Genomic DNA, 26,058 nt, shown 5'->3' on the forward strand with positions numbered 1-26,058 from the left:
CCGGGTACGTCTCTACCAGTCGGCCCGCCGTCGGGACCTGCTGGATGTCAGCCCCATTAATTCGGCGCTCTATCATCCGGTCGCTGGCGTGGGCCGCTACTTCTAGTAAGCCCGCTGCCGCCTTGCGAGCCAGCTCCTCCAGGTTTACATTATCTATAAATTCCAACATGAGCGCATAGCTGACCCCACAAAAAAGGGCCGTCCCCGAAGGCACGGCCCTACGGCAATTGCTTGTCGGTCAGACCCTAGTAGAACTTGGCGCGGTTGTCTTTCACGTTGGCGTGGGCCTTGATGGCCTCGTAAATCTGACCATCGAGGCGGCCCTGACGCTGCTGGGTGAGCTGCTGACGCAGGGCTTTCACGTCGGCCACGGCCGGGGCGGGCTCGGCTTTCACCTTCTCCATCACCAGCACGCCCTGCTCGCCCTGGATGGGGGCCGACTTCTGGCCCGGCTTCAGGGCCAGGGCGCGGCCGGCGGCCAGCGGCTCGGCGCCCACGCCGGGCAGGTTGCCCTGGCCGAGCGCCACGTTTTCGGCGGTTTGCACCTGGGCGGCGGGGCCGTAGGCCTTGGCCAGCTCGTCGAGCGGGCTGGTTTTGCCTTGCAGCTTGGCCATAATTTGCTTGGCTTTCTCCTCGTTGCGTACCTGCACGCTCAGCTCCGGCCGGAGCGCGGCCACGGTGGCCGTGCCCTTGGGGCGCTCCTCGGTGAGGGCAGCAATCACATACTGGTCACCGACTTCGAACACCTCCGAAACGTCGCCGATTTTGGTTTCCGCGCCATTCGGACCCAGGCCGTAGGTCCAGCGCACCAGCTCGCGGGCACTCTGCAAGTTGTTGACGCTGCGGGCGTTGCGGTCCAGGTACTTGGCTTCCTGCTTTTGCAGGGTCTTGTCCTTGGTCGGCAGCTGGCGGAAGGCCTCCAGGCTGGTAGCCTGGCCGCGCAGCTCCTGGGCCTTGGCGTAGGCCGCCTCGCGGGTCGCGTCGCTGGGTACCAGCGCCTTGCGCACCTCAGCTACCTGGTAGGTCTTAAAGGTCTTAGGCTCAGTAATTTTGATGACGTGGTAGCCAAATGAAGTTTCGACCAGATTGGGCAGCAGACCGGCGGTGCTGGTGCCGAAAATGGCTTTCTCGAACTCCGGCACCATGCGGCCCTGCGAAAACCAGCCCAGGTCGCCGCCCAGGTCTTTGGTGCCGTCGGTGCCGAACTGCCGGGCCATTGCCGCAAAGTCAGCGCCGGCTTTGATTTTAGTCAGAATGTCCTGCGCCTTGGCTTTGGCGGCGGCTTTAGCTTCCGGCGTGGTGCCTTCGGACTTGATGAGAATGTGGCTGGCGCGGGCGGCGGCCACCTTGCCCTCCTTCACGCCCGACACCTTATAGAGCGCGTAGGTCCCGTTCTCGGTCAGCGGGCCCACCACCTGGCCGGCGGTGAGGGGTAGGGATTTGCGCAGCGCCTCGGGCAACTCGGCCGGGCTGCGATAAGTGCCGTTGAAAGGCTGGTCGGAGTTGGCATTGACAAACAGCGAGTCAGCCGGCGCCGACGCAAACTGTGTGGCCAGCGTGGCCACATTGGCTTTCACGGCGGCGCTGTCTTCTTTCGAGGCCACCACCGGAATACTGATATATTCCACCGAGCGGCCTTCCTCGACCTTGTAGCGGTCCTTGTTCTTGTCCAGATATGCTTGCAGCTGCGCATCGGTCACCTTCACGGCCGAGTCGGAGAGGCTGGCGTAGGGCACGAACAGGTAGCGCAGGGTGGCCTTGGTGTTCTGGCTTTCGTTGAAGCGCCGGGCTTCGGCCGAAGTCACGTACACCGAATTCTTCAGCAGGTTGACGTACTTCTGAGCCAGCCGGTCGGTCACCATGTTGTTTTCGTAGCTGTACCAGGCCTGGCGGCTTTCGGGCGGCAGCTTGTCGAGGTTGCGCAGGTACTCGCGCACCTTGCTCACGTCGAACTGCCCGGTTTTGGGGTCAGTAAACGCCTGGCGGATGCCGGGGCTGATGTTCTGGCCCTGCACCATGTCCACCTTTTCCTCATCCGACACGCTCAGGCCCAGCTTCTCATACTCGGGCTGGAAGGCCAGGCGGTACAGGGTCTGGTTCCAGGCCTGGTCGCGCAGAAAGCCCAGGGCCTGCTCGTCGGGCGGGCGCTGCTGCTGAGCCGTGAAGCCCTGCTTGGCCTGCTCCAGGGCGGCCTCGAAGTCGGCGCGCGCCACTTTCTGGCCGGCTACTTCGCCGATGACGTTCTGGTCGCCGCCGAAGAGCCGGTTGTTGCCGCCCACCAGGTCGCCGCCCACGATGAAGAGCACCATGCCGATGGCCACGGTGCCCACCGCCCAGCCCGATTTTTCCCGAATCGTGTTAATTAATGCCATTTAGCTAAAAATACAGACGTTGCAAAAAGTCAAAAGAGGCGCAAAATAACCACAAAATAGCCGAGTCGTCAAGCCGCCAACCCAAAAGCCAGCCGGCGGCGCGCCCGGCTACCGGCGCTTGCGGCCCGGTTTCCTACCCCCCCTCGGCGGCTCAACCGCTGATGAGGGGCGTGTGGCCGCCGCCTGCGCCGCCGCCTTGGCTTCGGCGGCCTCTTTCTGGCGCCAATAGCGCAGCGGCAGCCAGCAGCACATCGAGACCATAAAAATCCAGTAGTTGGCTTGCAGATTCTGCAAAATTATCGTCTGGTAAACGCCGATTACGAAGCTGACCACGCCCAGCGAGAACAGGATGGTTTTGAACAGGCTAAGGTCGAATTTCATAGTTTAAAATAAGCGGGCCGCCCGCCCTACCCCCCTGGTTTAGCCTTACTTGGCCGGGGCGCTGTCCACGGAAAAGGTGCCCGTGACCCGCCGGAACGTGTAGCGCGACAAATCCTGCCGGGCCGACATGCCGTAGCCGGTGAGCCGCTCGTAGGGCGTGGTGATGGTCACGAACATCGTCGAGTCGCTAAAAATCCGCCCTTTGGCTTTGTCATAAAACAGCTCTTCGGTGCGCAGCTGCTCCTGCTTGGCGGGGTTGTCGACCCGCACGTTGCCGCGCATGATGTAGAGGTTTTTGGCCTTGTCCTGCTTGCCGTAGTTGGCGGCCAGCGTGCTGGTCAGCGAGCCGTCTTTGCCGTAGAACTCTACCCGTACGCCTTTCTGCCACACCTCGTCGCCGTTCTCAAAAAGCTGCTGCAGCGGCGCGGTGAGCTTGATTTGCAGCCGCGCCGAGTCGCTGAGCAGGTTGATGACGTTCTCCGTTTCAATCAGCGGCCCGTCGTAGGTGAGCTTGGGCACCGCTTCTTTCTTATCCTCGCAGCCGCTGAGTGCCGGCCCCAGCGCGAGGGCCAGCATCAGCGTCCCTACCCCCCTCTTTGCCATCAGGCGTCTGAACTCGTTCAATTCGATTGGTTTGTTAAATGCGCGCTCTACTGGAGGCGGCGCTTGATAAACCAGCGGTTGTTCAGCGAAACGCCGAACTGCACGCGCAGGTAGTCTTCCCGCACGTTGCTCTCGCCGTCGTTGCCGCGCAAAAAGCTGGTGTTGCCGCGCCGCCCGTAGGCGAAGCCCAGCGAGAACGTGGTGGCTTCCAGCGGCGTGGCCGTGGGCAGCGGGAAGGCGAAGCCCCAGGTGATGGCCCGGTCATACAGCGTCTGGCCTGCGGGGCGGAAGGGCATCTGGGCCACGCTCAGGCCGGCGCGGTAGGTCACGCGGCGGAAGTAGTGCTCCACCGAGCCGGGGTCGGGCGTCAGCTCGCCGCCGACTCCGATGCGCAGCGTGTTGTCGAGGCTGCCGCGGACCTGGTCGAAGCCCTGAAACTTCGACCACTGCTGCCGGGCCACATCGAGGCTGGCCGTCCAGTTTTTGTCGTTATCCACCGTCACGCCCAGTTGCAGCAGGCCCGGCAAGGTGGTGTAGCCGGTGCCGGCGGTCATGGCCGTGGTGTCGGTGATGCCGGTTTGCAGGTTCTGGCGCTCCTGCGAGCGGGTGCGGGTGCCGCGCAAATCGGTTTGGAAGCTATAGACGCCGCCCACGTTCAGGTTGAGCTGGTTGCCGAACTTGTGCCGGTAGTGCGCGCCGCCCCGGAAGGTGAAGTCGGCGTAGCGGGTCTGGTCGCGGTCGAGCACCTGCGTGGCCTCAGCCACCGCGGTGCCCGCCGGCACGATGACTGTGCCGACGCTCTGGTCGACGGTGCCAAACACGTAGGACGCCGTGGCCCCCAGGTTGAAGTCGCGCAGCACGTGGACGCCCTGGGCGAAGTACACCTCCGAAAGGCCGCCCGTGCCCCGGCGCTGCACCAGCAGCTGCGCCGTGGGGTCGTCGGCCACGGTTTGCGTGGGAGTGGTCTCGTAGTTGACGCCCGTCAGCGGCTTGAGGCCCACGGCCGCGCCCCAGCGGCGGCTCAGCGGCACCGAAAAGGCCAGGTAGCCGAGCGTGGCGTTGGCGTTGCGGCTGCTGGCGGTGGCGTTTTTCACCGTCCGCACCTGCCCGGTCAGCACCGCCTCGAAGGTCGTGCGGGCCGTGTAGTAGAGCAGGGCCGGGTTCAGCTCGTTCACGTTCACGGCGTTGGGCGCGGCCAGGCCGGTGCCGCCCATGCTCAGCTGCCGGATGCCCCCCAGGTTGGGGTTGTACTCGCCGAGGCCGATGCGTGAGTACGGCGAGTTGCCTACGCCCTGGCCGGCGGCAGCGCCGGCCAGCAGCAGCAGGCCACTCACCCCCGCGCTTTTCACTACTTTATGAATCAACATGATACGCTAAAATCCGGGATAAGCCGAGCAGCACCAGCTCGGGGACGACAAAGATACGGCCTTGCAGGCGGGTGGCGAAGTAGGGCGCGTCGCCGCCCGTGAGCAGCACCCCCAGGCTGGGGTAGCGCCGCCTGTAGCTCGTCACGAAGCCCTGCGCTTCGAGCACGGCGCCATTCAGTACGCCGCTTAACATAGCAGAGGCGGTGGAGGTGCCAGTTAGTTGCACGGGCAGCTCAGCCGGCGGCAGCTCCAGCAGCGGCAGGCGCCCCGTGAACTCGTGCAGCGCCCGCAGCCGCATTCGCAGTCCCGGCCCGATGCTGCCGCCCCGAAACGTATTGTCGGCCGTCACCAAATCACACTTCAGCGCCGTACCAGCATCGATAATCAGCGTGTTTCGCGCCGGCCGCAGGTAGGCGGCGCCCACGGCGGCGGCCAGCCGGTCGGCGCCCAGGGTGAGCGGCGTGGTGTAAGCATTTTGGAGGGGAATGGCCGTTTTACCCGGCTCAAACAAGAGCACCTTTCCTACCCCCCCTTCTTCGCGCAAAGCCGCCAGCCAGCCGGCGCTGTCGGCCGTGACGGCGGCAACTATTGCCTGGGTTGGCGAAGTGCGCGCCAGCAGTTCAGGCAACTCCACCAGTTGCGCCAGCACGCCCGATTCGGCCAGCTGCCCGGCCCGGAAGAGGCCGTATTTGGCGGCCGTGTTGCCCAGGTCCAGAACGAGCATTGGCATCTGAGAGGGTGTAGGGAAAGTGTTTAGAACGTCATGCTGAGTGCAGTGAAGCATCTCTACCGCCTCGTTGAACAGCTCGGAGGAAGCGGTAGAGATGCTTCACTGCACTCAGCATGACGTCCAATTGGATTTCGACCGAATTTCCCTACATCCTCTTAGGAGTGGGTGAATGAATATGCTGGAGCGCCGCGGGTGGTCGGCTCGTCATTAAAATGATGACCTCTAATTCAATTTTCCTACCCCCCTCGTCGGGCCCCAACGCGGCGGCGCAAAGATGCGGCGCCATCCCTCAGCCGGGAGCACAACGAAAAGGGGCTGCCCGACCAGTCGGAGCAGCCCCTTTGCCTACGGTGAGCCTTGCTGGCTAGCGCTGAATCATCAGCAGCTGCCGGATGGTCACGTCCTGATTGCTGATTTGCACGGCGTAGACGCCCTCTTTCCAGCCACTGACATCGAGCTGTATGCCCGCCGTCAGGTCCGGGGCCAGGTCAATGGTCTTGAGCAAGGTCCCCTGCATGTTCAGAATCTGGATTTTCACCGGCTCCGAGAGCGGCATGGTAGCGCTAAAGGTCAGCCGCGAAGCCGCCGGATTGGGGAACATACTGATGCTCTGGGCCAGCTGCTCCTGCAAAGTGGCGGTGGAAGAAGTCGCCGGCCGGATGCTAACCGGCTCGCTGTAGTCCGAGATTTCGTCGGCGTCCCTGGCCAGCACCCGGTAGTAGTAGGTTACCCCAACCTTAATCTGCGTATCCGTGAAGGAAGTAGCGTTGGTCGCCAGGGTGGCAACCGTGCTGAAAGGCGTCCGATTCATCCCGTTCTGCGTGGCCCTCTCCACCACGTAGCCGGTTTCGTGGGCCGAGCGGTCGGCCCAGCGCAACGCCACTGAGCGCACGCTGGCAACCGCCGCCGTCAGGTTGGCCGGGGCCAGGAGGGGCAGGTCAATCAGGGCCGTGTTGCTCCAACTCACGCTGGGCTTGGTGGCGTTGAACGCCCGGACGCGGTACTGGTACGTCACCCCGTCCACGACTTTGGCATCGGCGTACTCGCTAGTGTTTTCGGCTAGCGTCGCCACCGTCTCGAAGGCCGACTGCGTCTCGCTCTTGCGCTCCAGCACGTAGCCCTGCTCGCCGGTGGCGTTGTCTACCCACTTGAGCTTGACCGCCGCCGCGTCGAGCTGGGCGGTCAGGCTGCCGGGCTCGCCGATGACGATGGGCGTGTAGATATTAATCAGGCCGGGCTCGGGGAAGGCCACTACTTTGTCCACGAAGATGTGAAACTCGCCCGGTGCCAGGTTGAGGTTGCCAGCGGTAGCGGCTACCTCCACGGCCTTGCCGGAGAAGAAGTCGTACCAGGTGCCCGGGTGCTGGAAGCCCGGCTGAATGCTGCCCGCCGACACCCCGAAGTTGCCTACGATGGTCACGTTCATATCGGCGTGGCTGACGTTAATCTTGCGAAATTGCCCGCTGGGCGTCCAGGAGAAATCACCTTTTTCGAATACCTGGCTGTACTTGTTTACCAGATTAATGATGGCCGCCGTCGTCTTGTAGAGCTTCACCCGCGCCTTGTCCTGGTGGTAGTTCAGGTTGTCGGGGGCGCCCCACGGAATCGGCTTGTTGCCAATCCGGCCGTTGTAGTCAATGGAGAAGTCGTAGCCCAGTTCCCCAAACTGCCAGAGCATCTTGGGGCCCGGCAGGGGGTAGAAAAAAGCCGAAGCCAGCTTGACCCGCTCCAAGGCAATGTCGAACTGCTTGATGTTGTAGTCGCCGCTGCTCAGGCCCTCGTCGCGGTTGCGGACCATCAGGCGCTCTTCGTCGTGGCTTTCCATGTAGGTTACCAGGCTTTTCTGCTGCCAGCCGCGGGTGCTGGAAAGGGCCCGGCTAAGGTCAGTGTCGGTCCGGCCGCTGGCCACGTCGTTGTAGGGGTGGTTCAGGTTGCCCCACAGCATGATGCCGTAGTCGGCCAACACCTTCTCCTCGTCGTTGTCGGCCAGGTGCTCCAGACTGATGTACGCGTTAGGTTTGGCCGTCCAGATTTTATCGGACATGCGCTTGAGAATGTCGATGCGCGACTGGTCGTAGTGCCCCCAGGCGGCCACGTCATCGGGGTTGTTTTTCTGGGTGAAGCCCTTGCTGAGGTCGAAGCGGTAGCCATCGAACTTGTACTCTTCCAGCCAGTAGCGGTTCACATCGTCGATGTAGCGCTTGGTGTAGAGGCTTTCGTGGTTAAAGTCGTAGCCCACGTTGAAGGGGTGGGTAGGCAGCTGGTTAAACCACGGGCTCGCCGCCGTCGGCTGCGCCTTGGCGTCGTCAAAATACATGCGCACCATCGGGCTTTGGCCGAATTGGTGGTTGAGCACCATGTCCAGCAGCACCACGAAGCCCTGCTCGTGGGCTTTGTCGATGAAAGCCTTCAGGTCGTTTTTGGTGCCGTAGTACTTGTCGGGGGCAAACATATAGCTAGGGTTGTAGCCCCAGCTTTCGTTGCCCTCGAACTCCGTCACCGGCATCAGCTCGATGGTGTTGACGCCCAGCCGCTTGAGGTAGCTGAGCGTGTCGGCCAGGTCGCGGTAGCTGTGCGAGCCCAGAAAGTCGCGCACCAGCAGCTCGTAGATAACCAAATCCTCCTTGGCCGGCCGCTGACCCGTCACCTCCGGAAACTTCCACTGGTAGGGCTGCTGGCCGGTTTGCAGCACCGTCGCGATGCCGTCCTGGGTCCGGTTATAGGCCACCGGGTTGGGGTACAGGCTGGCCGGGATGCTGCCGTCGTTGTACGGGTCGGCCACCTTGTCGGCGTAGGGGTCGCCGATTTTGATGGTCCCATCCACCCAGTACTGATAAACGAACTCCTTCCGGGCGGTGAGGTTATTCAGCTCCAGCCAGAAATAGTCGCCGTCGGGCGTCTGGTTCATTAGGTAGGCGTCGCTGATTTGCCAGCTGTTGAAATCGCCCACCACGTACACGAACTCCTTTTTCGGCGCTAGCAACACCAGCGTGGCCTTGCTGGGGTCGGTGGGATTGTAGTTGATGCCGCTGTGCAGTCCGGCCGGCAGGGCCGCCACTACATTGGGCTTGCGCAGCCGCACGGCCAGGGTTTTCTCGGCCGCAACGGTCTGGCCTTCTATCTGGGCCGTCACCCGCAGTTGCAGGCTGGTGGCGGTGCCGAGCGGGTAGTTATAGCTAATGGTCTGGCTATTGCTGGCCTGGGCCACGGCCTGGTAGCCGCTGCCCGCGTTGACTTCCAAACTGATGGTGCTGGCCACGCCCGACGCCTCTGCGCTCAGTTGCAACGGCTGGCCGACGATGCCGAACACCTCGGCCGGGGCCGGAGCCGTAAAGCGGACGTAGTTGCCGGGATTAAGCGCCGCGAACACGTCGCCCCCCACTTCGGATTTACCAACCTGCGTGCCTTCCGCGTTGCGGAACACCATGCCCAGCCGGAACACCGGGACGCCAGCCGCAACGCCGTAGTATTGCCGCACGCTGGGCAACGTAATCTGCCATTTGTTGGGCTCGCCGGCTACCGGGGTCATGGCGCCCAGGCCGTCGTCCTGACCCCAGTTGCCCACCGCGTTGCTCCAGGCCGTGCCGTCCGGCCCGCTGAGCACCACGCCCGAGTGCAGGTACACCTTGCCGGCCCCCACCAGGCCCGAAACCCCTTTGCTGGCGTCGTAGATGATGGTCACCGACTCGTCGGCCGTGGGCCGCGCCGGGCTGAGCACCACCACGCTGCTCGTCGTCTCAAACCCGTACTCGCGGGTCAGGTCGTTGAAGGTGATGGTATAGGTGCCGGCTCCCACGGGAATATTAGAGCCCGACAAAATCCCTACCCCCGTCGGAAAAGTGGAACCGCCCCAGTTAACATCCCAGGCATTGTTGGCCCGAAACTTCACCTCGCCCGCGGTAAGAGTGACGTTGGCCAGCATCCAGGTGTGGCCGTCGGCGCCCTTCGTCAGGGGAGTGGAAGCATCCCAGCCCTTGGCCGTGGCCGAGCCGATAAGGCCGACCGTCTCGTAGGTCGGCGCGCCCAGGCCCTTGAACAGGTACTCGCCCGTCACATCATTGAAGGTGGCGGCGTACTCGCCGGCCGTGACGGGAATGTTCGACCCGCTGTGGCTGGCAACTCCGGCCGGGAAGCCGACGCCGCCCCAGCTGACATCCCAGCTGTCATTGGCCCGGAATTTCAGTTCCCCGGCGCTCAGCACAACCCGGCTCAGGGTCCAGCTATGGGGGTCGTCGGTGCTTTTCACCAGGGCCGTCGAAGTGCCCCAGCCGCTGGCCGTGGCATCGCCCACCAGCCCGATGGCGGCGTAAACCGCCGGGTTCAGGGCCTCGAAGCGATAAGCCCCGGTCACGTCATTGAAGCTGACCGTGTAGTAGCTGGCCGTGGGCACTTGCAGGTTGGCGCCCCCGCGGCCAGCCGTTCCGGTCGGAAAGTCCGAGCCGCCCCAGTTCACGTCCCAGCTGTCATTAGCCCGGAACTTGGCTTCGCCCGGCGCCAGGCGCAGCGTCAGAGTCCATTGGTGCGGGTCGCCGGCATTGGCCAGCTTGAGGGGGGTAGAGGCATCCCAGCCTTTGGGGGTGGTGGTGCCGATGAGGCCGACCGTCTGGTAAATGTCCTGCGCCCGCCCTAGCGTTGCCAGGAGCAGAAAGACTAGCAGCAGGTTAACTCTAAGCGTAAATCTTTTCATGCATTGCGTTATTTTAAGAATGAGTAATACTGAATCCCGATTCAGGTTACGGGCAGACAGGAACACCAGGGAGAAAAGTTCCGCCCGGCGAAGCATGATTTTGGCAAAAAGTTCTCGAACGAGGGCTATAACTCGCGCTACTTTCCAGTCGAAGAGTAAATCCGTCTCGCATCTGGCTATCCATGCCCTTCGCAAATTGGCTGGCGAAAGCGCTGTGGAGTGTGGGGCTTGCCCCCGCCCGGCGTGAGCGCCGCTGCCTCAATTTTGCGCTCACGCCGGGCGGGGACCAGCCCCGCACCCTGCGTCGCGACTAGTATAGCTTCGGCGCGATTGGCTTGATGGCTAGCGCCGCAAACTCTCTTAAATGCCGCGCGGGCTGCTGCCCAGACGGTGAGGAACATGTGTTCCTCACCGTCTGGGCAGCAGCCCGCGCAATAGTTGAATCAAGCTTCACTGCTGGCTATGCAGGAATGACCGGAGCCGGAACGCTACAGGAAATACTTGAGTCGGATAACTTCCTGCTCGCTTAAGAAGCGCCACTTGCCGCGCGGCAGCTCCTTCTTGGTCAGCCCGGCGTACTGCACCCGGTCTAGGGCCACGATTTCGTAGCCCAAGTGCTCGAAAATGCGGCGCACGATACGGTTGCGCCCAATGTGAATCTCGATGCCCACGAAGTGCGGGTTGCCCGCCACCACGGCCACGTCATCGACCACGGCCTTGCCGTCTTCCAGTTCCAGGCCTTCGGCAATCTGGCGCAAGTGCTCCGCCGTGAGCGGCTGACTCAGCTCGACCTGGTAGATTTTCTTGTTTTTGTGCGAGGGGTGCGAAAGCTTCTGCGCCACCTCGCCATCGTTGGTGAAAAGCAGCAGGCCCGTCGTGTTGCGGTCGAGGCGGCCCACTGGGAAGATGCGCTCTTTCGAGGCGTTGGCCACCAGCTCCATCACCGTTTTGCGGCCTTCGGGGTCCTCGGTCGTCGTGATAAAGTCCTTGGGCTTATTCAGCAGCACGTACACCAGCTTCTCGCGGTTGAGGTTGGTTTTGCCGTACTGCACCGTGTCGGTGGGCTGCACCTTGTAACCCATCTCGGTCACCACTTCGCCGTTGACCCGAATCTCGCCGGCCGCAATCAGCGCATCGGCCTCGCGGCGCGAGCAGATGCCGGCGTTGGCGATATAGCGGTTGAGGCGCAGCTCCTCGGTGCCAAAATCGTCGTCGTTGCGGCGGCGCTTGTTGCCGCGGGTTTTGTCGTCTTCGTAGTGCTTGAGATTCTTGTAGTCGGGTGCTTCGCCGGCCACTTCGCCGCGCTTGGGCTTGTCGGCCCGACCGAAGCGGCCCTCGGCCTTCACGCTCGCGTCCAGCTGCTGCCGCAGCTGCTTGAAGTAGCCCGGCCCGGAGCTGCCCACCGGCCGCTGCTCATCCCGCCCCGACCGCTCCGGCCCGAAGCCCGGCCGCGCGCCCGGCTTGCGCCCGAATGCGCCCGGCGTGGGCGCCGGCCGCTCAGACCCGCGCCCGCCGCCGTCCCGGCCGGCGCCCGCATCCCGCCCGAAGGCGCTACCGGTGTCGCGCCGCTGCTCGCCGCCGCTGCGGCTACCGAAGCCTCCCTCCCGCGGAGGGGGGGTAGAGCGCCGCTCGAAGCCACCGCTCCGGCCGGATTCCCTACCCCCCTCTTCCTTCGGGAAGGCTGGCGTGGCCGTGAAAGGCCGCGCCGCCCGGATGGGGCGGTCGGCACCGGTTTCGCGGCGGTCATCAGCGGCCTCGGGACGACGGAAACTTTCCTCACGGGGCGCGGGACGCTCGGCCGGTTGGTCGGCTTCAAACGGATTTTGCTTCTGAAACTTGCGATTGCGCTCGCCGGGTGCGCCGCGGGGCACGGCCCCCTGCCCTTCGGTGCGGTAGGGCTGGCCGGACCAGTTCTGCCGCGGCTCGTAAGGGCGCACGGGCCGGGCTAGCGGCTCGTCACGGCGGCTGTCGGGCCGGTTGTCGCGACTACCGCGCTCGTCACCGCCATAGCTGCGCCGCTCGCCGCGCTGATTCGGGCGCTCACCAGTGGGCCGCCCGTAGCGGCCGGGCCCGCCGCTTGCGCCACTATTACGATTGGCCGGGCCCCGCTGCTCATCGCGGTCGAAGCGGCGGCCGGCGCTGTTGCCGTAGCTGCGCGGCCCACCAAAGCCGCCTTCCTCGCGGCCAGGACCGCCAGTTGGGCGCGCACCGAAGCCCGCATCCCGGCCGCCACCACCGGGCGGCCGGCCAAATGCCGGCCGGGCCGGCGAGTAGCCGCCCCGCTCGGGCCGGCCACCACCCGCACCCGCAGCGTTGCCGCGCTCGGGCCGGCCACCGCCGGAGGCACTGCTTCGGTTGCCGTAGCTGCCGGGTGCGCCCGCGCCGGGCCGGCGCTCGTCGCCGCCGGGCCGAAAGCCGCCGCTGCGCCCACCCGCTGAGGCCGGGCCGCGGCGGCCGGGTTTGTCGTCTGAAAAATGTTTCTTGCCCATGAGGGAAATAAGTTGCGTGCCGTATCGCTACGGTACCGATTAAAAATAGTCTCGAAAACCGGCGGTCTGCTCAGCCCTAACCGGAGCAGTTGGCCTAGTCACTGCGGCACCTAAGCTAACCTACTAAAGGGGCAAAAAATGCCCGGACCCAGACGCTGGCACTTGAGCGCCAGCCCTCCGGGTCCGGGTGAAAAGCGGGGGGTAGGGAATTAGTCGCGGCGGGCCATCTTGGCCTCAATCGAGTGCTGGGTATGCGGCACGGCCCGCAGCCGCTCCTTCGGAATGAGCTTGCCCGTGCCGATGCACACGCCATAGGTGCCATTCTTGATGCGCACCTGGGCGTTTTCGAGCTGTTGAATAAACTTCATCTGGCGCGAAGCCAGCTGGTTCATGCTTTCCTTTTCGGCCGTGTCGGCGCCATCTTCCAGTACTTTGGCCGACGAGGCCGTCGTGTCAATGCCCGACTCGTTGCTCCGGCTCAGGGTTTCCTTGATGAAGTTCAACTCCTTGCGGGCCGCCGTCAGCTTGTCTTGGATGAGCTGGTCGAATTCGCTGAGGTCTTCGCGGGAGTAGCGTAGGTTTTCGTCGTTCATGGAGGGGTAGGAAGAAAGAAATAAGCAGCTGAATTCACAACAATGGCCCTCAAACGCCCTACCTCAGCAATAAGTTTAAATCTAAATTAAGGCCGCTGCTGGCGGCCGTAACGCAAGACCTTGCCAACCGAGGGAGGAGTAGGAATGCCTTTTTGCGGCTGCAAAGCTACTGGTTTCCGGGCGGCTTCCCTACCCCCCACTTCTGAGCAAGCCCAGATTCAGAAGCCCAGCATCTGGATGGCGGCCACGGCGGCCTCGGCGCCCTTGTTGCCGTGCTTGCCGCCGGTCCGGTCCCAGGCCTGCTCCAGCGTGTTGGTGGTCACGAGTCCAAAAATGACGGGCTTGTTGAACTTCAGTCCTACCTGCGTCAGGCCCTGCGCCACGGCGTGATTGATGTAGTCGTCGTGCTTGGTTTCGCCCTGAATGACGACGCCCAGGCAAATCACGGCGTCAATCTCTTCGTGCTGGGCCAGCAGCTGCGCTCCCAGCGACAGCTCAAATGCGCCCGGCACGGTATTGCGGAAAATGTGCTCATCCTTGGCGCCGTGCCGGAGCAGCGTCTCGTAGGCGCCCGCGCTGAGCACGTCGGTCAGCTCCCGGTTCCAGTCGGCCACCACCAGTCCAAACCGCTTCTCGCTGATGTCGATGAACGTGCTGGCGTCGTAGGCGCTGGCGTTGTGCAGGGCAGTGGCCATAGGTGGCGTAATGAAATAAAGAATGACTAAAACCTGTCATCCTGAGCACCGCAAAGGACCTTATCAGGTTAGAACGGCCGTCGTACCAACGACTTGTTCTAGAGTGACAAGGTCCTTCGCGGTGCTCAGGATGACGGCTTATTTTGCTACTGCTTATTCACCGAGCCGGGCGCGGGCCGATTTGGCTTCGGCCGCTTCGGCCGCCGCCGCGTACTCAGTCAGAATCCGGTCGTAGGCTTTGCGGGCGCCGGCCACATCCTTGGCTTCCTCGCGGGCCAGGGCTTCCTTGAGCAGGTAGCCGGGCGAGAAGAACTCGTTGGCATTATGGTCGGCGGCCTTGGCATAGAGGTCGGCGGCTTCCTTGGGCTTACCCAGCTCCAGCTGCGCATCGCCCATCAGGGTGTAGGCGCGGGCCTGCACCAGGTAGTCGTCGGAGCTGAAATCCTCCAAATCATCCAGCGCCTCCTGAAACTTGCCTTGCTTGAGTGCCGCCACGCCGGCGTAGAAGTTGGCCAGGTTGCCGGCTTTGGTGCTGCCATACTGGTCTGCAATGGTTTCCAGGCCGGGAGCCTTGCCGTCGCCACTGGTAGCTTTCCGGAGCGAGTCCGCTTCCCAGTAGTTCACGGCCTGAAACATGGCTGACTGCGCTTTCTGATTCTGGCTGTTGCGCCAGGTATAGAAGCCGAAGCCGCCGACAATGGCGGCCACCACCAAACCCAGCAGGCCGAGCAGGATGCCACGGTTGCGGCGCACGAAGTCTTCCGACTCAGCCAGCCGGGCGGCCAGCGCATCGGGGTCTTCGAGCAGCGGGCGTTCGGCGGGCAGGTTTTCGGCCGGCGCCAGCGGGTCGGCGAGGGGTTGCTGGATGGGCTGGCGAGCACCCGGCGACTTGCCGGTATAAGGAATCTTGGACATTGGTTGTGCTGGGAAGCTGCTTACTCGGAAGTCAGTTTAAATAAAGTCGAACGGCGCCTACCCCCGGTTTTTGCTTAAGGGTTAGTCGTGGATGTAAGGGTAGTCGGCTTGCACATACACGTCGTGGTACAGCTCGTCGGGCGTAGGGTAAGGCGAGGTCTCGGCGAAGTCTACTGACGCCTGCACCTGCGCCTTCACCCGCTCGTCGATGGCGGCCAACTCTTCTTCCGTAGCCAGCTGATTTTGCAGAATCGTGTGGCGCACGGCCTCGATGGTGTCGCGGTGGCGGTAGTCCTCTACTTCCTCCTTGGTGCGGTACTTGGCCGGGTCGCTCATTGAGTGGCCCTTGTAGCGGTAGGTTTTGAACTCCAGGAAGGTTGGGCCCTCGCCGCTGCGGGCGCGCTCGGCGGCGCGGGCCACGGCGTGGTGCACGTCCTCCACGTTCATGGCGTTCACCGGCTCGGAGGGCATGTCGTAGGCCTCGCCGATGGTGTACAGCTCGGTTACGTTGGAGGTGCGCTGCACCGAAGTGCCCATCGCATAGCCGTTGTTCTCAACCACAAAGATGACGGGTAGCTTCCAGAGCATGGCCATGTTGAAGGCCTCGTGCAGGGCGCCTTGCCGCACGGCGCCGTCGCCCATATAGCAGATGCAGAGCTTGCCAGTTTTGTTATATTTTTCGGCGAAGGCAATGCCGGCGCCCATCGGCACCTGCCCGCCCACGATGCCGTGGCCACCCATGAAGTTGTTCTCCTTGTCGAACATGTGCATCGAGCCGCCCTTGCCCTTCGAGCAGCCCGTGGCCTTGGCAAACAGCTCGGCCATCACGGCGTTGGGCGAGGTGCCCAGCGCCAGCGGGTGGGCGTGGTCGCGGTAAGCGGTTATGTACTTGTCACCCTTTTCCAGGGCCGACACGGCGCCGGCCACGCAGGCCTCCTGCCCGATATAGAGGTGGCAGAAGCCCTTAATCTTCTGCTGCCCGTAGAGCTGCCCGGCCTTCTCCTCAAACTTGCGCATGAGCTGCATCTGCTCGTACCAGCGCAGGTAGGTTTCTTTAGGGAACTCCGGGTTGACTTTCGACTCCGCTTTGGGCGCCTCGGTAGCACTGGCTTCGGCCTGCGCTTTCGGGTCGGTCTGGTCGGTGCCGGGCATCATGGGCTCCGGCATGGGCTGCGTGGGCACAGCATCGGCCGCAGCCGTGCCGTTTTCAGCCTGGCCATTGCCATTGTTAGCCGCAGCTTTTGAGCCCGCTTTCGCGGCTGCTTTTACTTTCGTATCCGCCATGATGCAAAGAGTGATTTCGCGTTGGGAGGGCGAAATTACGTAAAACCGCTGGCAATCCCTTATTTCATGACGCTAGACTCGCTGCACCTGCTCTTTTTCAAGAACTACGACGAGGCCAACCTGACCTTCTCGCCCGGCATCAACTGCTTCATCGGCGACAATGGCAGCGGCAAAACCAACTTGCTCGACGCCATCCACTACCTGGCTTTGACCAAGAGCGCCTTCACGGCCACCGATGCGCAAAGCATCAAGCAGGACGGCGAGTTTTTCGTGGTAAAGGGCCGGTTCTCGTCGCCTCAGCCTTCCCTACCCCCCCGTACGGAGACAATCCAGGTCAGCCTGCGCCAGGGTCAGAAAAAAATACTCACCCACGACAAGCAGCCCTACGAGCGCATGGCCGACCACATTGGCCGCTACCCGGCGGTGCTGATTTCACCCTACGACACCGACCTGATTCGGCAGGGCAGCGAAGACCGCCGTAAGTATTTCGACAGCTTGCAGGCCCAGCTGGACCATGATTTCCTGGAACTGCTTATTTCCTATAGCGGCTTGCTGCGCCAGCGAAATGCCACGCTTAAGCAGAGCGGGGCCGCTAGTCACGGCTTCGACCATGATTACCTGCTGGCCCTCGACGAGCAGCTCGTGCCACTGGGTCAGCAGCTTCATGAGCTGCGGGCAGTTTTCCTGGCTGATTTCCTACCCCTCTTCCAGCGCCACTACCAGCAGTTGGCCGACAAGCAGGAGCAAGTTACGCTCGCCTACAAAAGCCAGCTTACGAACCAGGATTTCGGCGCCTTGCTGCGCGTCAACGAGCGCCGCGACCAGCTGCTTCAGCGCACGCACGCCGGGCCGCACCGCGACGATTTTGTCTTCCTCATGGATGGCCGCTCGGTCAGGAACTACGCTTCCCAGGGACAGCAAAAATCATTCGCCATTGCGCTCAAGCTAGCTCAGTTCGAAATACTGGCTGTGCGGCGGGGCCGCAAGCCTCTACTGCTGCTCGACGACATCTTCGACCGTCTCGACAGCAAGCGCATCGCCCGGCTGCTAGAGCTGGTCGCTGATGACACCTTCGGACAGGTGTTTCTAACCGACACCAACCTGGCCCGCACCGACCAGGCCCTGGCCCGCGTTCAGACCGACATTCGCCGCTTCCAGGTTCGGGCCGGCGTAGTTGCTCCGGTTTAGGAGGCCTAGCTATTCTACAGGTGCTATTGAGGCTGTTTAGGAAGTCGGCCGAAATACCCCAGACCGTCCTGCTGAGCCCCGCGAAGCGTCTCACTCTGGGAAGTAATCCACGAAACCGGACGATTGAGTTACTTCTCCACACCAGGTGCTTCGCGGGGCTCAGTAGGACGGTCTGGGGGGCGGCCGACTTCCTAAACAGCTTCACTATCTGGGTGGTCTGGTTTGTGGTCTGGTTTCTTCTTTAGAAGTACCGTGGATGCGCACCTCTACTAGTCTAAGGCCGAGCTTCCCGGTTGACCACCACCCCGACCCTACCTTTGCTCCTACCCCCTCCTCGCCTGGCTAGCTTCTTAGTCACTTGCGCTCATGGGGGTCATGTCGTGAAGAAACCCTACAACCCGGAAGGCGCTCGCCGCTCTGATATCATTCCGCTCAAGGATGGTCTTGCCGCGTTGGTTCGGGCTTACCGGCTCGGGGGCAAACTCAATGAGGTCACAGTTGTGTCGAGTTGGGAGCGGGTGATGGGCAAGGCTGTGGCCTTGAAAACTCAGGAAGTTTTCGTCAAGCAGGGCAAGCTTTTCGTGCGGCTCACTTCGGCCCCGCTCAAGCACGAGTTAGTGATGGCCAAGACCCGGGTGGTAGAGATGATTAACGAAGCAGTCGGCGAAGCCGTGATTCAGGAGGTCATCTTCTTGTAGCCAATTAGTCTTCGCGCGCTCCATTCACTTCTTGCTCTCCTTGAGGCATAGATCGGTGCAGCACTGCAACCAGCTTTGCTCTCTCCGCTGTTAATCTGTGTTTCCAGCTGAGTGGTTTTTTATTTAGTGTCTCTGACGACTGCATATTCGCCAGGCTATTTAGCAAGCCGCTTTGCCAAGATTCCTCAGCGCACCTCATACCCTACAGCTTTAGTCTATAGGTACTCTCTAGCGCATTACTTGGAACTGTTTACAAGCGAGAAAAGCTACTCCGCTGGCCGTCCAAATTCGTTCTTCAGACCTAACAACAGCGTACAAAAATGTTTCACGTGGAACATTTTTACTTGGGTCCATACGTTTTAAGTAATAGCTCATTGTACGCCTCAAGCAGGGCGATGTATTTGGTTTGAAGAGCAAAAAGCTGACTCTGGGGGTCTAAATCAAGCTTCTGAGCCTGTGTTACACGTAATGCGCTATTGTTAACACCCGTGTTCTTTACAGATGGTGTTACAAATGGCAAAGAAGCCTGCTGTAATACTGTAAAATCTTGTGAAAAGTCGTGTCCGATGATATCACCAATGCGCGTTACAAGTGATGAATCAAGTGTATCCTCTTTGAATTTACGGTAGATAGTCGGACGGGTAATGCCAAGCTCATCCACTATGCGAGTAATGGATATGCCGCTGTTTTTAATCGCTTCCTGTAGTATTTCGCCTTGATGAGGCATAATTGGACGGTGCAGAATGGTGCTACAAAGGTGTAATACGCATTGTTGATAAGCAAGTTTACTGGCCGAATAAATTACACTGTATCAAGCTGACATGTAAACGGCGTAGTGTAAACCGGAATCGTGGACACAAACTCCAGGTGTAACATAATAACTACTGTGTAACGAAATAACATGTGTAACACCTCAGCGTTTACAGCATGAACCGGCCTTTTTAACGGTTCTGCGGCCAAAAAGCCAGCAGAGCCTGCCAAACCGGAATTGATTAGGTGTGGGAATGCAACAAGGCCAGGAAGTAGTCCAGGTAGTCGGCTGTAATACCAGTCACGCGCCACCCGATAAGCTGGTGCATGGAGGCGGGCGTGTTCACGGTCTAGGATACTAATTCCAGGGGGGTAGGCGGTGCACACCTCCCCGATTGTAGCCTGGGTGAGCAGCGAATACTGGAGGCTCCCAAGGCCAAGGCGTGCAGGAAGACTGCAACAGTGCTCTCGGGCGCAGGACCCGGCAGCCCCGATGACCGTGTACCAGCAAGCATGAATAAGCGAAGGATAAGGAACAGCTGAAAACAGCTGGCAGTGCGCGGCGGCGTGGCGGGTGAGTTAGGCAAACATGCTGGTCGCGGGTACGGAGCAGGGTATTTTTGCTGCCATTGGCTTAAACCCTTTCCTACCCCCTCTTATCTGATGAAACGTCTGCTGGTGTTTATTGTGCTGCTGGCCCTGGCTGCTGGAGGCTATTATTATTACCGCAGTCTGCAACAGGGTCCTGAGTATGCCCTGCTGCAAGCGGCAAGAGCGGCTACACAGACGCACGACATGGCTACGTTTGAGCGGTATGTGGACGTGAACAGCGTGACCGGCCACTTGGTAGACCAAATCACCAACAGCGGCTCGCTGCTGGGCGCACTGAACCCCAGCGGCCTGGCGTTGAAAGGTGCCTTGCGGCTTATGAAGCCGCAGCTGACCAAGGCGGCCCGCAGCGAAGTGCAGCGCTATGTGGAATCGGGTTCGTTGGACGGCGCGGCGGAAGGCGCCCCCAAAGTGCTGGGACGCGGCGTGTCACTGGCGGGCCTGGCCGGCGTGGTAGTGAGCCCGGAAAGCAGCTTTAAAGGCTTGAAATATTCGCGGCAGGAAGGCGAGCAAGCCTTCGTAGGCTTGGAATTTACCCAGCCCAAATACGACACCACGATGGTGCTCGAAGTGAAGCTGCTGCACCGCGGCGACCACTGGCAGATGACCGAAATCACCAATACTGCTGACCTGATTCAGCGCGTGGCGCGGCTGGAGAAGCGGCGGCTGCTAGGCGGAAAGTAGCCGGGCCAGAGGCCAGCAGAAGGTAGTGTGAGGCCCAGTGAGGTTTACGCAGGGGCTCGCAGCACCTCCTCCGGGCGCAATACCTGCTCATAAAAAAGCCGCCCCGTCACGATGACGGGGCGGCTTTTTCAATGGCTACGAAGGCAGGGAGCAGTGCTTACTTACCGCGACCCGCGAACAGATAATAAAGAATCAGGCCACCGAGCGGGAAGAAGAAGATGATGGCTGCCCACAAAATTTTCTTGCCGATTTCCCAAGGCTGCCGAAATACATCGAATAACGCCAGCACGTCAAGGATAAGAATTATGACGCCGAAGATGGTTGTGTTGCCACCAGCATCGACGCGGGAGCAGGACGTGGCGAGCAGCAGCAAAGGCAGCAGCAGGGCGGGTAGGGAAACGCGAGTCGTCAGGCTGGAAAAGGAAGTACGCATGGAAAGAAGGGCAAAAGGGTTGAAAGATAGCCACCTTACGCAACTGCTTGGAAATAGATATATTATATAATTAATCAATTGATAGACAAACACTTAGAACCGAAAGCCGCGCACCTGCTCCAGAAAATACGGCAGCACGGCCGGCAGCAGCAGCACCGTGAGCAGCACGCCGTAGAGGGCGCCGTAGAAGTGGGCGTCGTGGTTGATGTTGTCTCCCCGGCGCCGGCCCATGTAGTAGGAATAGACCAGGTAAAGAAAGCCGAACAAAAAGCCGGGGATGCCGACGGGCAGAAACATGATGTAAATCTTATTAAGAGGCGCAAACAGCACCCCGGCAAACAAAACCGACGCTACCCCCCCGGAGGCCCCCAAGCTGCGGTAGCCAGGGTCGTCACGGTGCCGGAAATAGGTGGGCAGGTCCGATATGATGATACCCCCCAGATACAGCAGCAGGAAATAGCCCAGGCCTTTGGAAGCACCGAAACTGGCTTGGAACTGGCCCAGCACAATGCTGCCAAAGGAATAAAAGGCAATCATGTTGAAGAGCAGGTGGCCCCAGTCGGCGTGCAGGAAGCCGGAGGTGAGCAGGCGGTACAGCTCGCCGGGCTGCCGGCTCATGCGGTAGGGCCATAGTATCCAGCGCTCCATCACCTCCGGGTTCGACCAAGCGTAGGCGGAGACAAGGACCGTGAGGGCAATGAGAACGATAATGGGATTGAGCAGGTCCATGAGGGTTGGGGAGGCAGAAGGGGGGTAGGGAACTAGGGGCAGGCGCTAGCTCTCGCGCTCCATGAGCTGCAAGGCGAGGCGATGCAGCGGTGCTTTGCGGGCGTCGGCGACGGGCACGCGGGCCAGGTGCTGCAAGGCATCCTGGAAGTAGCTTTCAATGAGCTGCTCGGTCTGGGCGCGGATGTTCAGCTCGTCGTACACGGCGCGCACGGCTTGCACTTTAGCATTGGCATCGGGGGTAGGGACACCGATGTGCCGGGCCAGCACGGCCTGCTGGGCGGGGCTGGCCTGGGCCTGGGCCGTGAGCAACAGAAAGGTCTTTTTATCGGAGACGATGTCGCCGCCCACGCGCTTGCCAAAGGTCGCCGCATCACCATACACGTCGAGCAAATCGTCGCGCAGCTGGAAGGCCAGGCCGATGTCGGTGCCGAACTGCCGCAGGTGCTCGGCAGCCTCGTCACTAGCGCCGCCAAGCCGGGCGCCCAGCTCCAGGCAGAAGCCCAGCAGGACGGCCGTTTTCAGGCGTATCATGTTCAGGTATTGCGCGATGCTGACTTGGGTTTCGGTCTCGAAATTCATGTCCCACTGCTGGCCCTCGCAGACTTCAGCGGCAGTTTGGGAGAAGCGGCGCAGAATGAGGGGTAGGGATTTCGGCTCCAGGTCAAAAAACAGCTCGTAGGCCCGCACCAGCATCACGTCGCCGCTCAGGATGGCGACGTTGGGGTTCCATTTTTCGTGCACCGTGGGCTGGCCGCGGCGCAGCGGCGCCTGGTCCATGAGGTCGTCGTGGAGCAGGGTGAAGTTGTGGAAGACCTCGGTCGCCAGCGCGGGCCGGACGACGTGGCTCAGTTCATCGGTGAAGAGGTGCGCGCTGAGCAGCGTGAGCAGCGGGCGGATGCGCTTGCCGCCGAGCGCCATGATGTAGCGGATGGGCTCGTAGAGCGTGTGCGGCTCGTCGCCGTAGTGGAGCTGGGCGAGGGCGGCAGTGATTTGGGCGGGGAAGTCCACGAAGGGGGGTAGGGCGGGGTTTGGTTTTAGCTGGTTTCAGCTTCGGACTAACAAAAGAACGTCATGCTGAGCGCAGCGCAGCGAAGTCGAAGCATCTCGCTCGGGGAAGTAATCAGTGAAAACCAACGACTCAATTTCCTACCCCCTGCCATCCTGGCGAGATGCTTCGACTTCGCTGCGCTGCGCTCAGCATGACGTTCTTTTCGGCGCAGACAGGCCCAGTAGCCTACCGGCGCTTACCGCCCCCGCCCTTGCCGCTGCGGCTGTTGCCGCCGGGCTTCTCGCGGTAGCCGCGCGGCGGCTGGGCGGCGCGCTTCTCTTCCTGCTCCCGCTTCTTCACGAAGTCGGGGCGGTCATCGACCAGCTCGAAGTCGATGGTGCGGTCGAGCAGGTTGGCCGATTTTACCACGACTTCCAGCTCGTCGCCGAACTGAATGATGCGCTTGGTCTTCTTGCCCACGATGCGGTAGTTGTTCTTGTCCAGCTCGAAGAAGTCGCCGGGAATGTCGGCGATGCGGACCATGCCCTCGCACTTGTTGGCTTCGATTTCGACGTACATGCCCCAGTCCGTGAGACCCGAAACCACGCCCTTGAAGGTGTTGCCAATTTCGTCGGCCATGTACTCAACCTGCTTGAACTTGATGCTCGCGCGCTCGGCGTTGGCGGCCAGCTTTTCGCGCTCCGAGGAGTGCTTGCACTCGTCCTCGACGGGCTCGACGGGCACCTGCTTGCCGCCTTCGAGGTAGTGTTCCAGCAAGCGGTGCGCCATCATGTCGGGGTAGCGGCGGATGGGCGAGGTGAAGTGCGAATAGTGGTCGAAGGCCAGGCCGAAGTGGCCCAGCGGTTCGGTCGTGTACTTGGCCTTGGCCATCGTGCGGATGGCCAGGCCCTGAATCACGTTCTGCTCCGGCTTGCCCAGCACTTCTTCCGAGAGCTTGTTCAGCTCGGTGCTGACCTTTTTGGGGTTGTCGAGTTTCATCTCGTGGCCGAATTTCGAGGCGAAGAGGGCGAAGTTTTGCAGGCGCTCGGCGTCGGGCGCGTCGTGGGTGCGATACACCATCGTGAACTTCGGCTTGGTCTTTTTCAGGCCGTACACGAACTCCGCCACGCGCTTATTGGCCAGCAGCATAAACTCCTCGATGAGCTTGTGGGCGTCCTTGCGCTCCTTAACGTAGACGCCGGTCGGCTTGCCGTTCTCATCGAGCTTGAACTTCACTTCCTGGGTCTCGAAGCTGATGGCGCCCTTCTTGAAGCGCAGGTCGTGCAGCTTCTTCGCCAGCGCGTTCAGCTGGTTAACTTCCTGAGCGTAGTCGCCCTCGCCGGTTTCAATGCGCTCCTGCGCTTCTTCATAGGAGAAGCGGCGGTCGGAGTGGATGATGGTTTTGCCAAACCAGGAGTCGTAGAGCTTGCCCTTCTCATCCAGCTCAAACACGGCCGAGAAGGTCAACTTGTCCTCATTCGGCCGCAGCGAGCACAGGCCATTGCTGAGGCGTTCGGGCAACATCGGAATCACGCGGTCGACGAGGTAAACCGAGGTGGCGCGGGCCTTGCCTTCGCGCTCTAGCTCGGTGTTGGGGCGCACGTAATGGGTCACGTCAGCAATGTGCACGCCGACTTCGACGTGTCCGTTTTCCAGGGTGCGCAAGCTCAGCGCGTCGTCAAAGTCCTTGGCGTCGGCCGGGTCGATGGTGAACGTGGTGATGGCGCGGAAGTCGCGGCGCCGGGCAATTTCCTCAGCGGAAATCTGGCTCGAAATGCTTTCCGACTCTTCCTCCACTTCGGCCGGAAAGTCGAACGGCAGCCCGAACTCGGCCATGATGGCGTTAATTTCCGCCTCGTGCCCGCCGGCTGCTCCGAAGGTGCGCACGATGTCGCCAACCGGCTGCCGGCCAAAGTCCGACGGAAACTCGATGATTTTGACCAGCACCTTGTCGCCGTTGCGGGCCTCGTGCAGATTGGCCGGCGGCACGAACACGTCAAAGTAAATCTTGCGGTTGTCGGGCTTCACAAACCCTACCCCCCCCTGCACGGTCAGGCGCCCCACGACCTCGGCGCGCTGCCGCTGAAGCACCTCGACCACGTCGCCAGTCTGGCGGCCGTCGCGCTGCCCGCGCAAACGCACCCGCACCAAGTCGCCCTGCATGGCAAACTTGAGCTGGTCGGTGAAGACGCGAATATCGCCGTCGGGCATCTCGGTTTCAGGCACCACGAAGGCGAAGTTGGGCGTCGCCAAATCGACGGTGCCGATGATGGTGTCGCGGTGCGCGCCGCGCTCGGGGCGGTCGTCGCCCACGTAGTCGAAGCCCGCCGAGCGGCGGCGATGCACGATGGGGTCCTGGCCGAAGTCAGCTTCGGGCGGCCGGCTGGTGTTGGTCGGCCGCGCCGGAATTGGGGCATCGTTTTTAGGCGTTTTCCGCGTCCGTGCCGACGAATTGGCAATTTTTAAGACTGACGGGTCCGTGAGCCGGTACTCGTCGTTCTGAGCGAGCGTAAGGATGTTGGCGGCGCGCAGCTCGCGCAGATGGGCAAACACTTCCTCACGCTGGGTCTTGGTCGTCACGCCGAGGCGGCGAGAGAGTTGGCGGTAAGCAATGACTTTGTCGGGCTGGTCAGCGAAAACAGCCAGCACCTGGTCTTTGGAGATGCGAGCGAGCGCGGCCGGCTCCTGGTCGCGCCGGGCGCGGGGAGCCGGGGATTCTTTGGGGGATTTCATGTACTGAGTGGGCCGCCGAATAAGTTGATGGGTCGCGGGCGGCGCGGCGGGAAATGTAAGGGTAGCGGCTGAGCCGCTGAAAGGTAGAACGGACGTAGGGCCTGGAGGTTGACGATAACGTTTGTCATGCTGAGCTTGCGAAGCATCCTATCACGCTGGAACAAGCACTAATTAAAAATTACTGCGTTGTTCAGCAGCGAGAGGATGCTTCGCAAGCTCAGCATGACAGGCGGGGCGAGAACCTAGTTACCCGCGGCTGGCCACGGCAGCGCGGATGTCCGCCGGCTCATCTTTGGGAATGGCGGCCAACAAGGTCTGCGTGTAGGGGTGCTGCGGCTGGGCATAAACTTCCGCTGCCGGCCCGCTCTCCACGATGCGGCCCTGGCTCATCACCAGCAGCCGGTCGCTCATAAACCGGGCCACCGACAGGTCGTGGGTGATAAACAAATACGTGATGTCGAACTCCCGTTTGAGGTCGTTGAGCAGGTTCAGCACCTGCGCCTGCACCGACACGTCGAGGGCCGAAACCGACTCGTCGCACACGATGCATTTGGGCCGGAGCGCCAGCGCCCGCGCGATGCAAATGCGCTGCCGCTGCCCCCCGCTGAACTCGTGCGGGTAGCGCAGAAAGTGCTCGGCTCGCAGCCCGACGGTTTCGAGCAGCGCCAGCACCCGCGCTTTCTGCTGGGCGGCGCTGCCCCCTACCCCGTTCACCCGCATCGGCTCCAGGATGGCTTCGCCCACGGTCAGCATCGGATTCAACGCCGCGTAGGGGTCCTGAAACACCAGTTGCAGCTCCGGCCGCCGCCGGCGCAACTCGGCGCTGCTGAGGCGGGCGAGGTCGGTGCCTTCCAACAGGATGCGGCCAGCGGTTGGTTCAGTGAGCCGCAGGATGGCGCGGCCCAGCGTGGTTTTGCCGCAGCCGGACTCGCCCACGAGGCCCACGGTTTCGCCGGGATAGATATCGAAGCTCACGTCGTCCACGGCGCGGACGACGTCCGTGGTGCGGCGCAGCAGTGCCTTGCGGATGGGGAAGTGGACGGATAGGTTTTGAATGCTCAGGAGAGGCTGAGTCTGACTGTCCTGCCGGGTTGCCTCACCCCCTAGCCCCCTCTCCGTTGGAGAGGGGG

20 protein-coding genes are annotated in these 26,058 nt (G+C 61.8%); 3 read left to right on the plus strand and 17 right to left on the minus strand.

Annotated features, from left to right (window positions below; translation table 11 throughout):
- Nucleotides 1–245 precede the first annotated feature (245 nt).
- From ACFE70_RS18040 to pdhA, 11 genes are all read right to left on the minus strand, one after another.
- Nucleotides 246–2,372 (minus strand): peptidylprolyl isomerase, encoded by a 2,127-nt coding sequence (locus tag ACFE70_RS18040; RefSeq protein WP_375419178.1) that lies wholly within the window; start codon nucleotides 2,370–2,372, stop codon nucleotides 246–248.
- A gap of 108 nt (nucleotides 2,373–2,480) precedes the next feature.
- Complete coding sequence (locus ACFE70_RS18045) at nucleotides 2,481–2,753, minus strand: hypothetical protein (protein ID WP_375419179.1); 273 nt, start codon at nucleotides 2,751–2,753, stop codon at nucleotides 2,481–2,483.
- 45 nt (nucleotides 2,754–2,798) lie between these two features.
- Nucleotides 2,799–3,377 (minus strand): LPS export ABC transporter periplasmic protein LptC, encoded by a 579-nt coding sequence (gene lptC / locus ACFE70_RS18050; protein ID WP_375419180.1) that lies wholly within the window; start codon nucleotides 3,375–3,377, stop codon nucleotides 2,799–2,801.
- A gap of 26 nt (nucleotides 3,378–3,403) precedes the next feature.
- Nucleotides 3,404–4,723 carry a hypothetical protein gene (locus tag ACFE70_RS18055; RefSeq protein ID WP_375419181.1) on the minus strand — a complete coding sequence of 440 codons (1,320 nt, stop codon included), beginning with the start codon at nucleotides 4,721–4,723 and terminating at the stop codon, nucleotides 3,404–3,406.
- A complete protein-coding gene (locus ACFE70_RS18060) occupies nucleotides 4,710–5,453 on the minus strand; it encodes a type III pantothenate kinase (RefSeq protein ID WP_375419182.1) in 744 nt (247 codons plus the stop codon). Before ACFE70_RS18060 ends, ACFE70_RS18055 begins: the two co-directional genes overlap by 14 nt.
- Before the next feature lie 364 nt (nucleotides 5,454–5,817).
- Entirely contained in the window at nucleotides 5,818–10,140 is a 4,323-nt protein-coding gene (locus ACFE70_RS18065; protein WP_375419183.1) for an alpha-amylase family glycosyl hydrolase, read from the minus strand.
- 488 nt (nucleotides 10,141–10,628) lie between these two features.
- The gene (locus ACFE70_RS18070; RefSeq protein WP_375419184.1) at nucleotides 10,629–12,629 is read right to left on the minus strand and encodes a pseudouridine synthase; all 2,001 of its coding nucleotides are present in this window, start codon (nucleotides 12,627–12,629) and stop codon (nucleotides 10,629–10,631) included.
- 209 nt (nucleotides 12,630–12,838) lie between these two features.
- On the minus strand, nucleotides 12,839–13,222 hold the full coding sequence (locus ACFE70_RS18075; RefSeq protein WP_375419185.1) for a TraR/DksA family transcriptional regulator: 384 nt from the start codon (nucleotides 13,220–13,222) through the stop codon (nucleotides 12,839–12,841).
- Between the two features lie 218 nt (nucleotides 13,223–13,440).
- Nucleotides 13,441–13,917: a 6,7-dimethyl-8-ribityllumazine synthase gene (ribH, locus tag ACFE70_RS18080; protein ID WP_375419186.1), complete on the minus strand. Its 477-nt coding sequence runs from the start codon at nucleotides 13,915–13,917 to the stop codon at nucleotides 13,441–13,443.
- A gap of 153 nt (nucleotides 13,918–14,070) precedes the next feature.
- On the minus strand, nucleotides 14,071–14,832 hold the full coding sequence (locus tag ACFE70_RS18085; RefSeq protein WP_375419187.1) for a tetratricopeptide repeat protein: 762 nt from the start codon (nucleotides 14,830–14,832) through the stop codon (nucleotides 14,071–14,073).
- Nucleotides 14,833–14,913: 81 nt separating this feature from the next.
- A complete protein-coding gene (gene pdhA / locus ACFE70_RS18090) occupies nucleotides 14,914–15,984 on the minus strand; it encodes a pyruvate dehydrogenase (acetyl-transferring) E1 component subunit alpha (RefSeq protein WP_375419197.1) in 1,071 nt (356 codons plus the stop codon).
- A gap of 198 nt (nucleotides 15,985–16,182) precedes the next feature.
- On the opposite strand from pdhA, the gene recF reads away from it, so the two are divergent.
- Nucleotides 16,183–17,304 (plus strand): DNA replication/repair protein RecF, encoded by a 1,122-nt coding sequence (gene recF, locus ACFE70_RS18095; protein WP_375419188.1) that lies wholly within the window; start codon nucleotides 16,183–16,185, stop codon nucleotides 17,302–17,304.
- A 380-nt stretch (nucleotides 17,305–17,684) separates the two neighbouring features.
- Nucleotides 17,685–18,002: a DUF721 domain-containing protein gene (locus tag ACFE70_RS18100; RefSeq protein WP_375419189.1), complete on the plus strand. Its 318-nt coding sequence runs from the start codon at nucleotides 17,685–17,687 to the stop codon at nucleotides 18,000–18,002.
- A 340-nt stretch (nucleotides 18,003–18,342) separates the two neighbouring features.
- Here ACFE70_RS18100 and ACFE70_RS18105 read toward each other — a convergent pair whose 3' ends face one another.
- The gene (locus ACFE70_RS18105) at nucleotides 18,343–18,729 is read right to left on the minus strand and encodes a helix-turn-helix domain-containing protein (RefSeq protein WP_375419190.1); all 387 of its coding nucleotides are present in this window, start codon (nucleotides 18,727–18,729) and stop codon (nucleotides 18,343–18,345) included.
- A gap of 686 nt (nucleotides 18,730–19,415) precedes the next feature.
- On the opposite strand from ACFE70_RS18105, the gene ACFE70_RS18110 reads away from it, so the two are divergent.
- On the plus strand, nucleotides 19,416–20,045 hold the full coding sequence (locus ACFE70_RS18110) for a hypothetical protein (protein WP_375419191.1): 630 nt from the start codon (nucleotides 19,416–19,418) through the stop codon (nucleotides 20,043–20,045).
- A 157-nt stretch (nucleotides 20,046–20,202) separates the two neighbouring features.
- Here the strand turns inward: ACFE70_RS18110 and ACFE70_RS18115 are convergent, their stop codons facing one another.
- The 5 genes from ACFE70_RS18115 to ACFE70_RS18135 form a co-directional block, all read right to left on the minus strand.
- Entirely contained in the window at nucleotides 20,203–20,478 is a 276-nt protein-coding gene (locus ACFE70_RS18115) for a PLD nuclease N-terminal domain-containing protein (RefSeq protein WP_375419192.1), read from the minus strand.
- Between the two features lie 93 nt (nucleotides 20,479–20,571).
- Nucleotides 20,572–21,207, minus strand: coding sequence for a rhomboid family intramembrane serine protease (locus tag ACFE70_RS18120; protein WP_375419193.1), 636 nt, complete (start codon nucleotides 21,205–21,207; stop codon nucleotides 20,572–20,574).
- 45 nt (nucleotides 21,208–21,252) lie between these two features.
- Nucleotides 21,253–22,215, minus strand: coding sequence for a polyprenyl synthetase family protein (locus ACFE70_RS18125; protein WP_375419194.1), 963 nt, complete (start codon nucleotides 22,213–22,215; stop codon nucleotides 21,253–21,255).
- A gap of 226 nt (nucleotides 22,216–22,441) precedes the next feature.
- Nucleotides 22,442–24,928 carry a ribonuclease R gene (rnr, locus tag ACFE70_RS18130; RefSeq protein WP_375419195.1) on the minus strand — a complete coding sequence of 829 codons (2,487 nt, stop codon included), beginning with the start codon at nucleotides 24,926–24,928 and terminating at the stop codon, nucleotides 22,442–22,444.
- A 246-nt stretch (nucleotides 24,929–25,174) separates the two neighbouring features.
- Nucleotides 25,175–26,058, minus strand: an 884-nt coding sequence (locus ACFE70_RS18135; RefSeq protein WP_375419196.1) for an ABC transporter ATP-binding protein, incomplete at its 5' end; no start/stop codon positions are given.

This window comes from uncultured Hymenobacter sp., from assembly GCF_964243305.1.
Lineage (GTDB): Bacteria > Bacteroidota > Bacteroidia > Cytophagales > Hymenobacteraceae > Hymenobacter.

Coding starts and splice junctions, on each gene's coding strand:
- ACFE70_RS18070 (WP_375419184.1), bottom strand. CDS start 12,629: ATGGGCAAGAAACATTTTTCAGACGACAAACCCGGCCGCCGCGGCCCG.
- ACFE70_RS18075 (WP_375419185.1), bottom strand. CDS start 13,222: ATGAACGACGAAAACCTACGCTACTCCCGCGAAGACCTCAGCGAATTC.
- ribH (WP_375419186.1), bottom strand. CDS start 13,917: ATGGCCACTGCCCTGCACAACGCCAGCGCCTACGACGCCAGCACGTTC.
- ACFE70_RS18055 (WP_375419181.1), bottom strand. CDS start 4,723: ATGTTGATTCATAAAGTAGTGAAAAGCGCGGGGGTGAGTGGCCTGCTG.
- recF (WP_375419188.1), top strand. CDS start 16,183: ATGACGCTAGACTCGCTGCACCTGCTCTTTTTCAAGAACTACGACGAG.
- ACFE70_RS18045 (WP_375419179.1), bottom strand. CDS start 2,753: ATGAAATTCGACCTTAGCCTGTTCAAAACCATCCTGTTCTCGCTGGGC.
- ACFE70_RS18120 (WP_375419193.1), bottom strand. CDS start 21,207: ATGGACCTGCTCAATCCCATTATCGTTCTCATTGCCCTCACGGTCCTT.
- ACFE70_RS18065 (WP_375419183.1), bottom strand. CDS start 10,140: ATGAAAAGATTTACGCTTAGAGTTAACCTGCTGCTAGTCTTTCTGCTC.
- ACFE70_RS18040 (WP_375419178.1), bottom strand. CDS start 2,372: ATGGCATTAATTAACACGATTCGGGAAAAATCGGGCTGGGCGGTGGGC.
- ACFE70_RS18105 (WP_375419190.1), bottom strand. CDS start 18,729: ATGCCTCATCAAGGCGAAATACTACAGGAAGCGATTAAAAACAGCGGC.
- ACFE70_RS18115 (WP_375419192.1), bottom strand. CDS start 20,478: ATGCGTACTTCCTTTTCCAGCCTGACGACTCGCGTTTCCCTACCCGCC.
- ACFE70_RS18110 (WP_375419191.1), top strand. CDS start 19,416: ATGAAACGTCTGCTGGTGTTTATTGTGCTGCTGGCCCTGGCTGCTGGA.
- ACFE70_RS18060 (WP_375419182.1), bottom strand. CDS start 5,453: ATGCCAATGCTCGTTCTGGACCTGGGCAACACGGCCGCCAAATACGGC.
- ACFE70_RS18085 (WP_375419187.1), bottom strand. CDS start 14,832: ATGTCCAAGATTCCTTATACCGGCAAGTCGCCGGGTGCTCGCCAGCCC.
- pdhA (WP_375419197.1), bottom strand. CDS start 15,984: ATGCCCGGCACCGACCAGACCGACCCGAAAGCGCAGGCCGAAGCCAGT.
- rnr (WP_375419195.1), bottom strand. CDS start 24,928: ATGAAATCCCCCAAAGAATCCCCGGCTCCCCGCGCCCGGCGCGACCAG.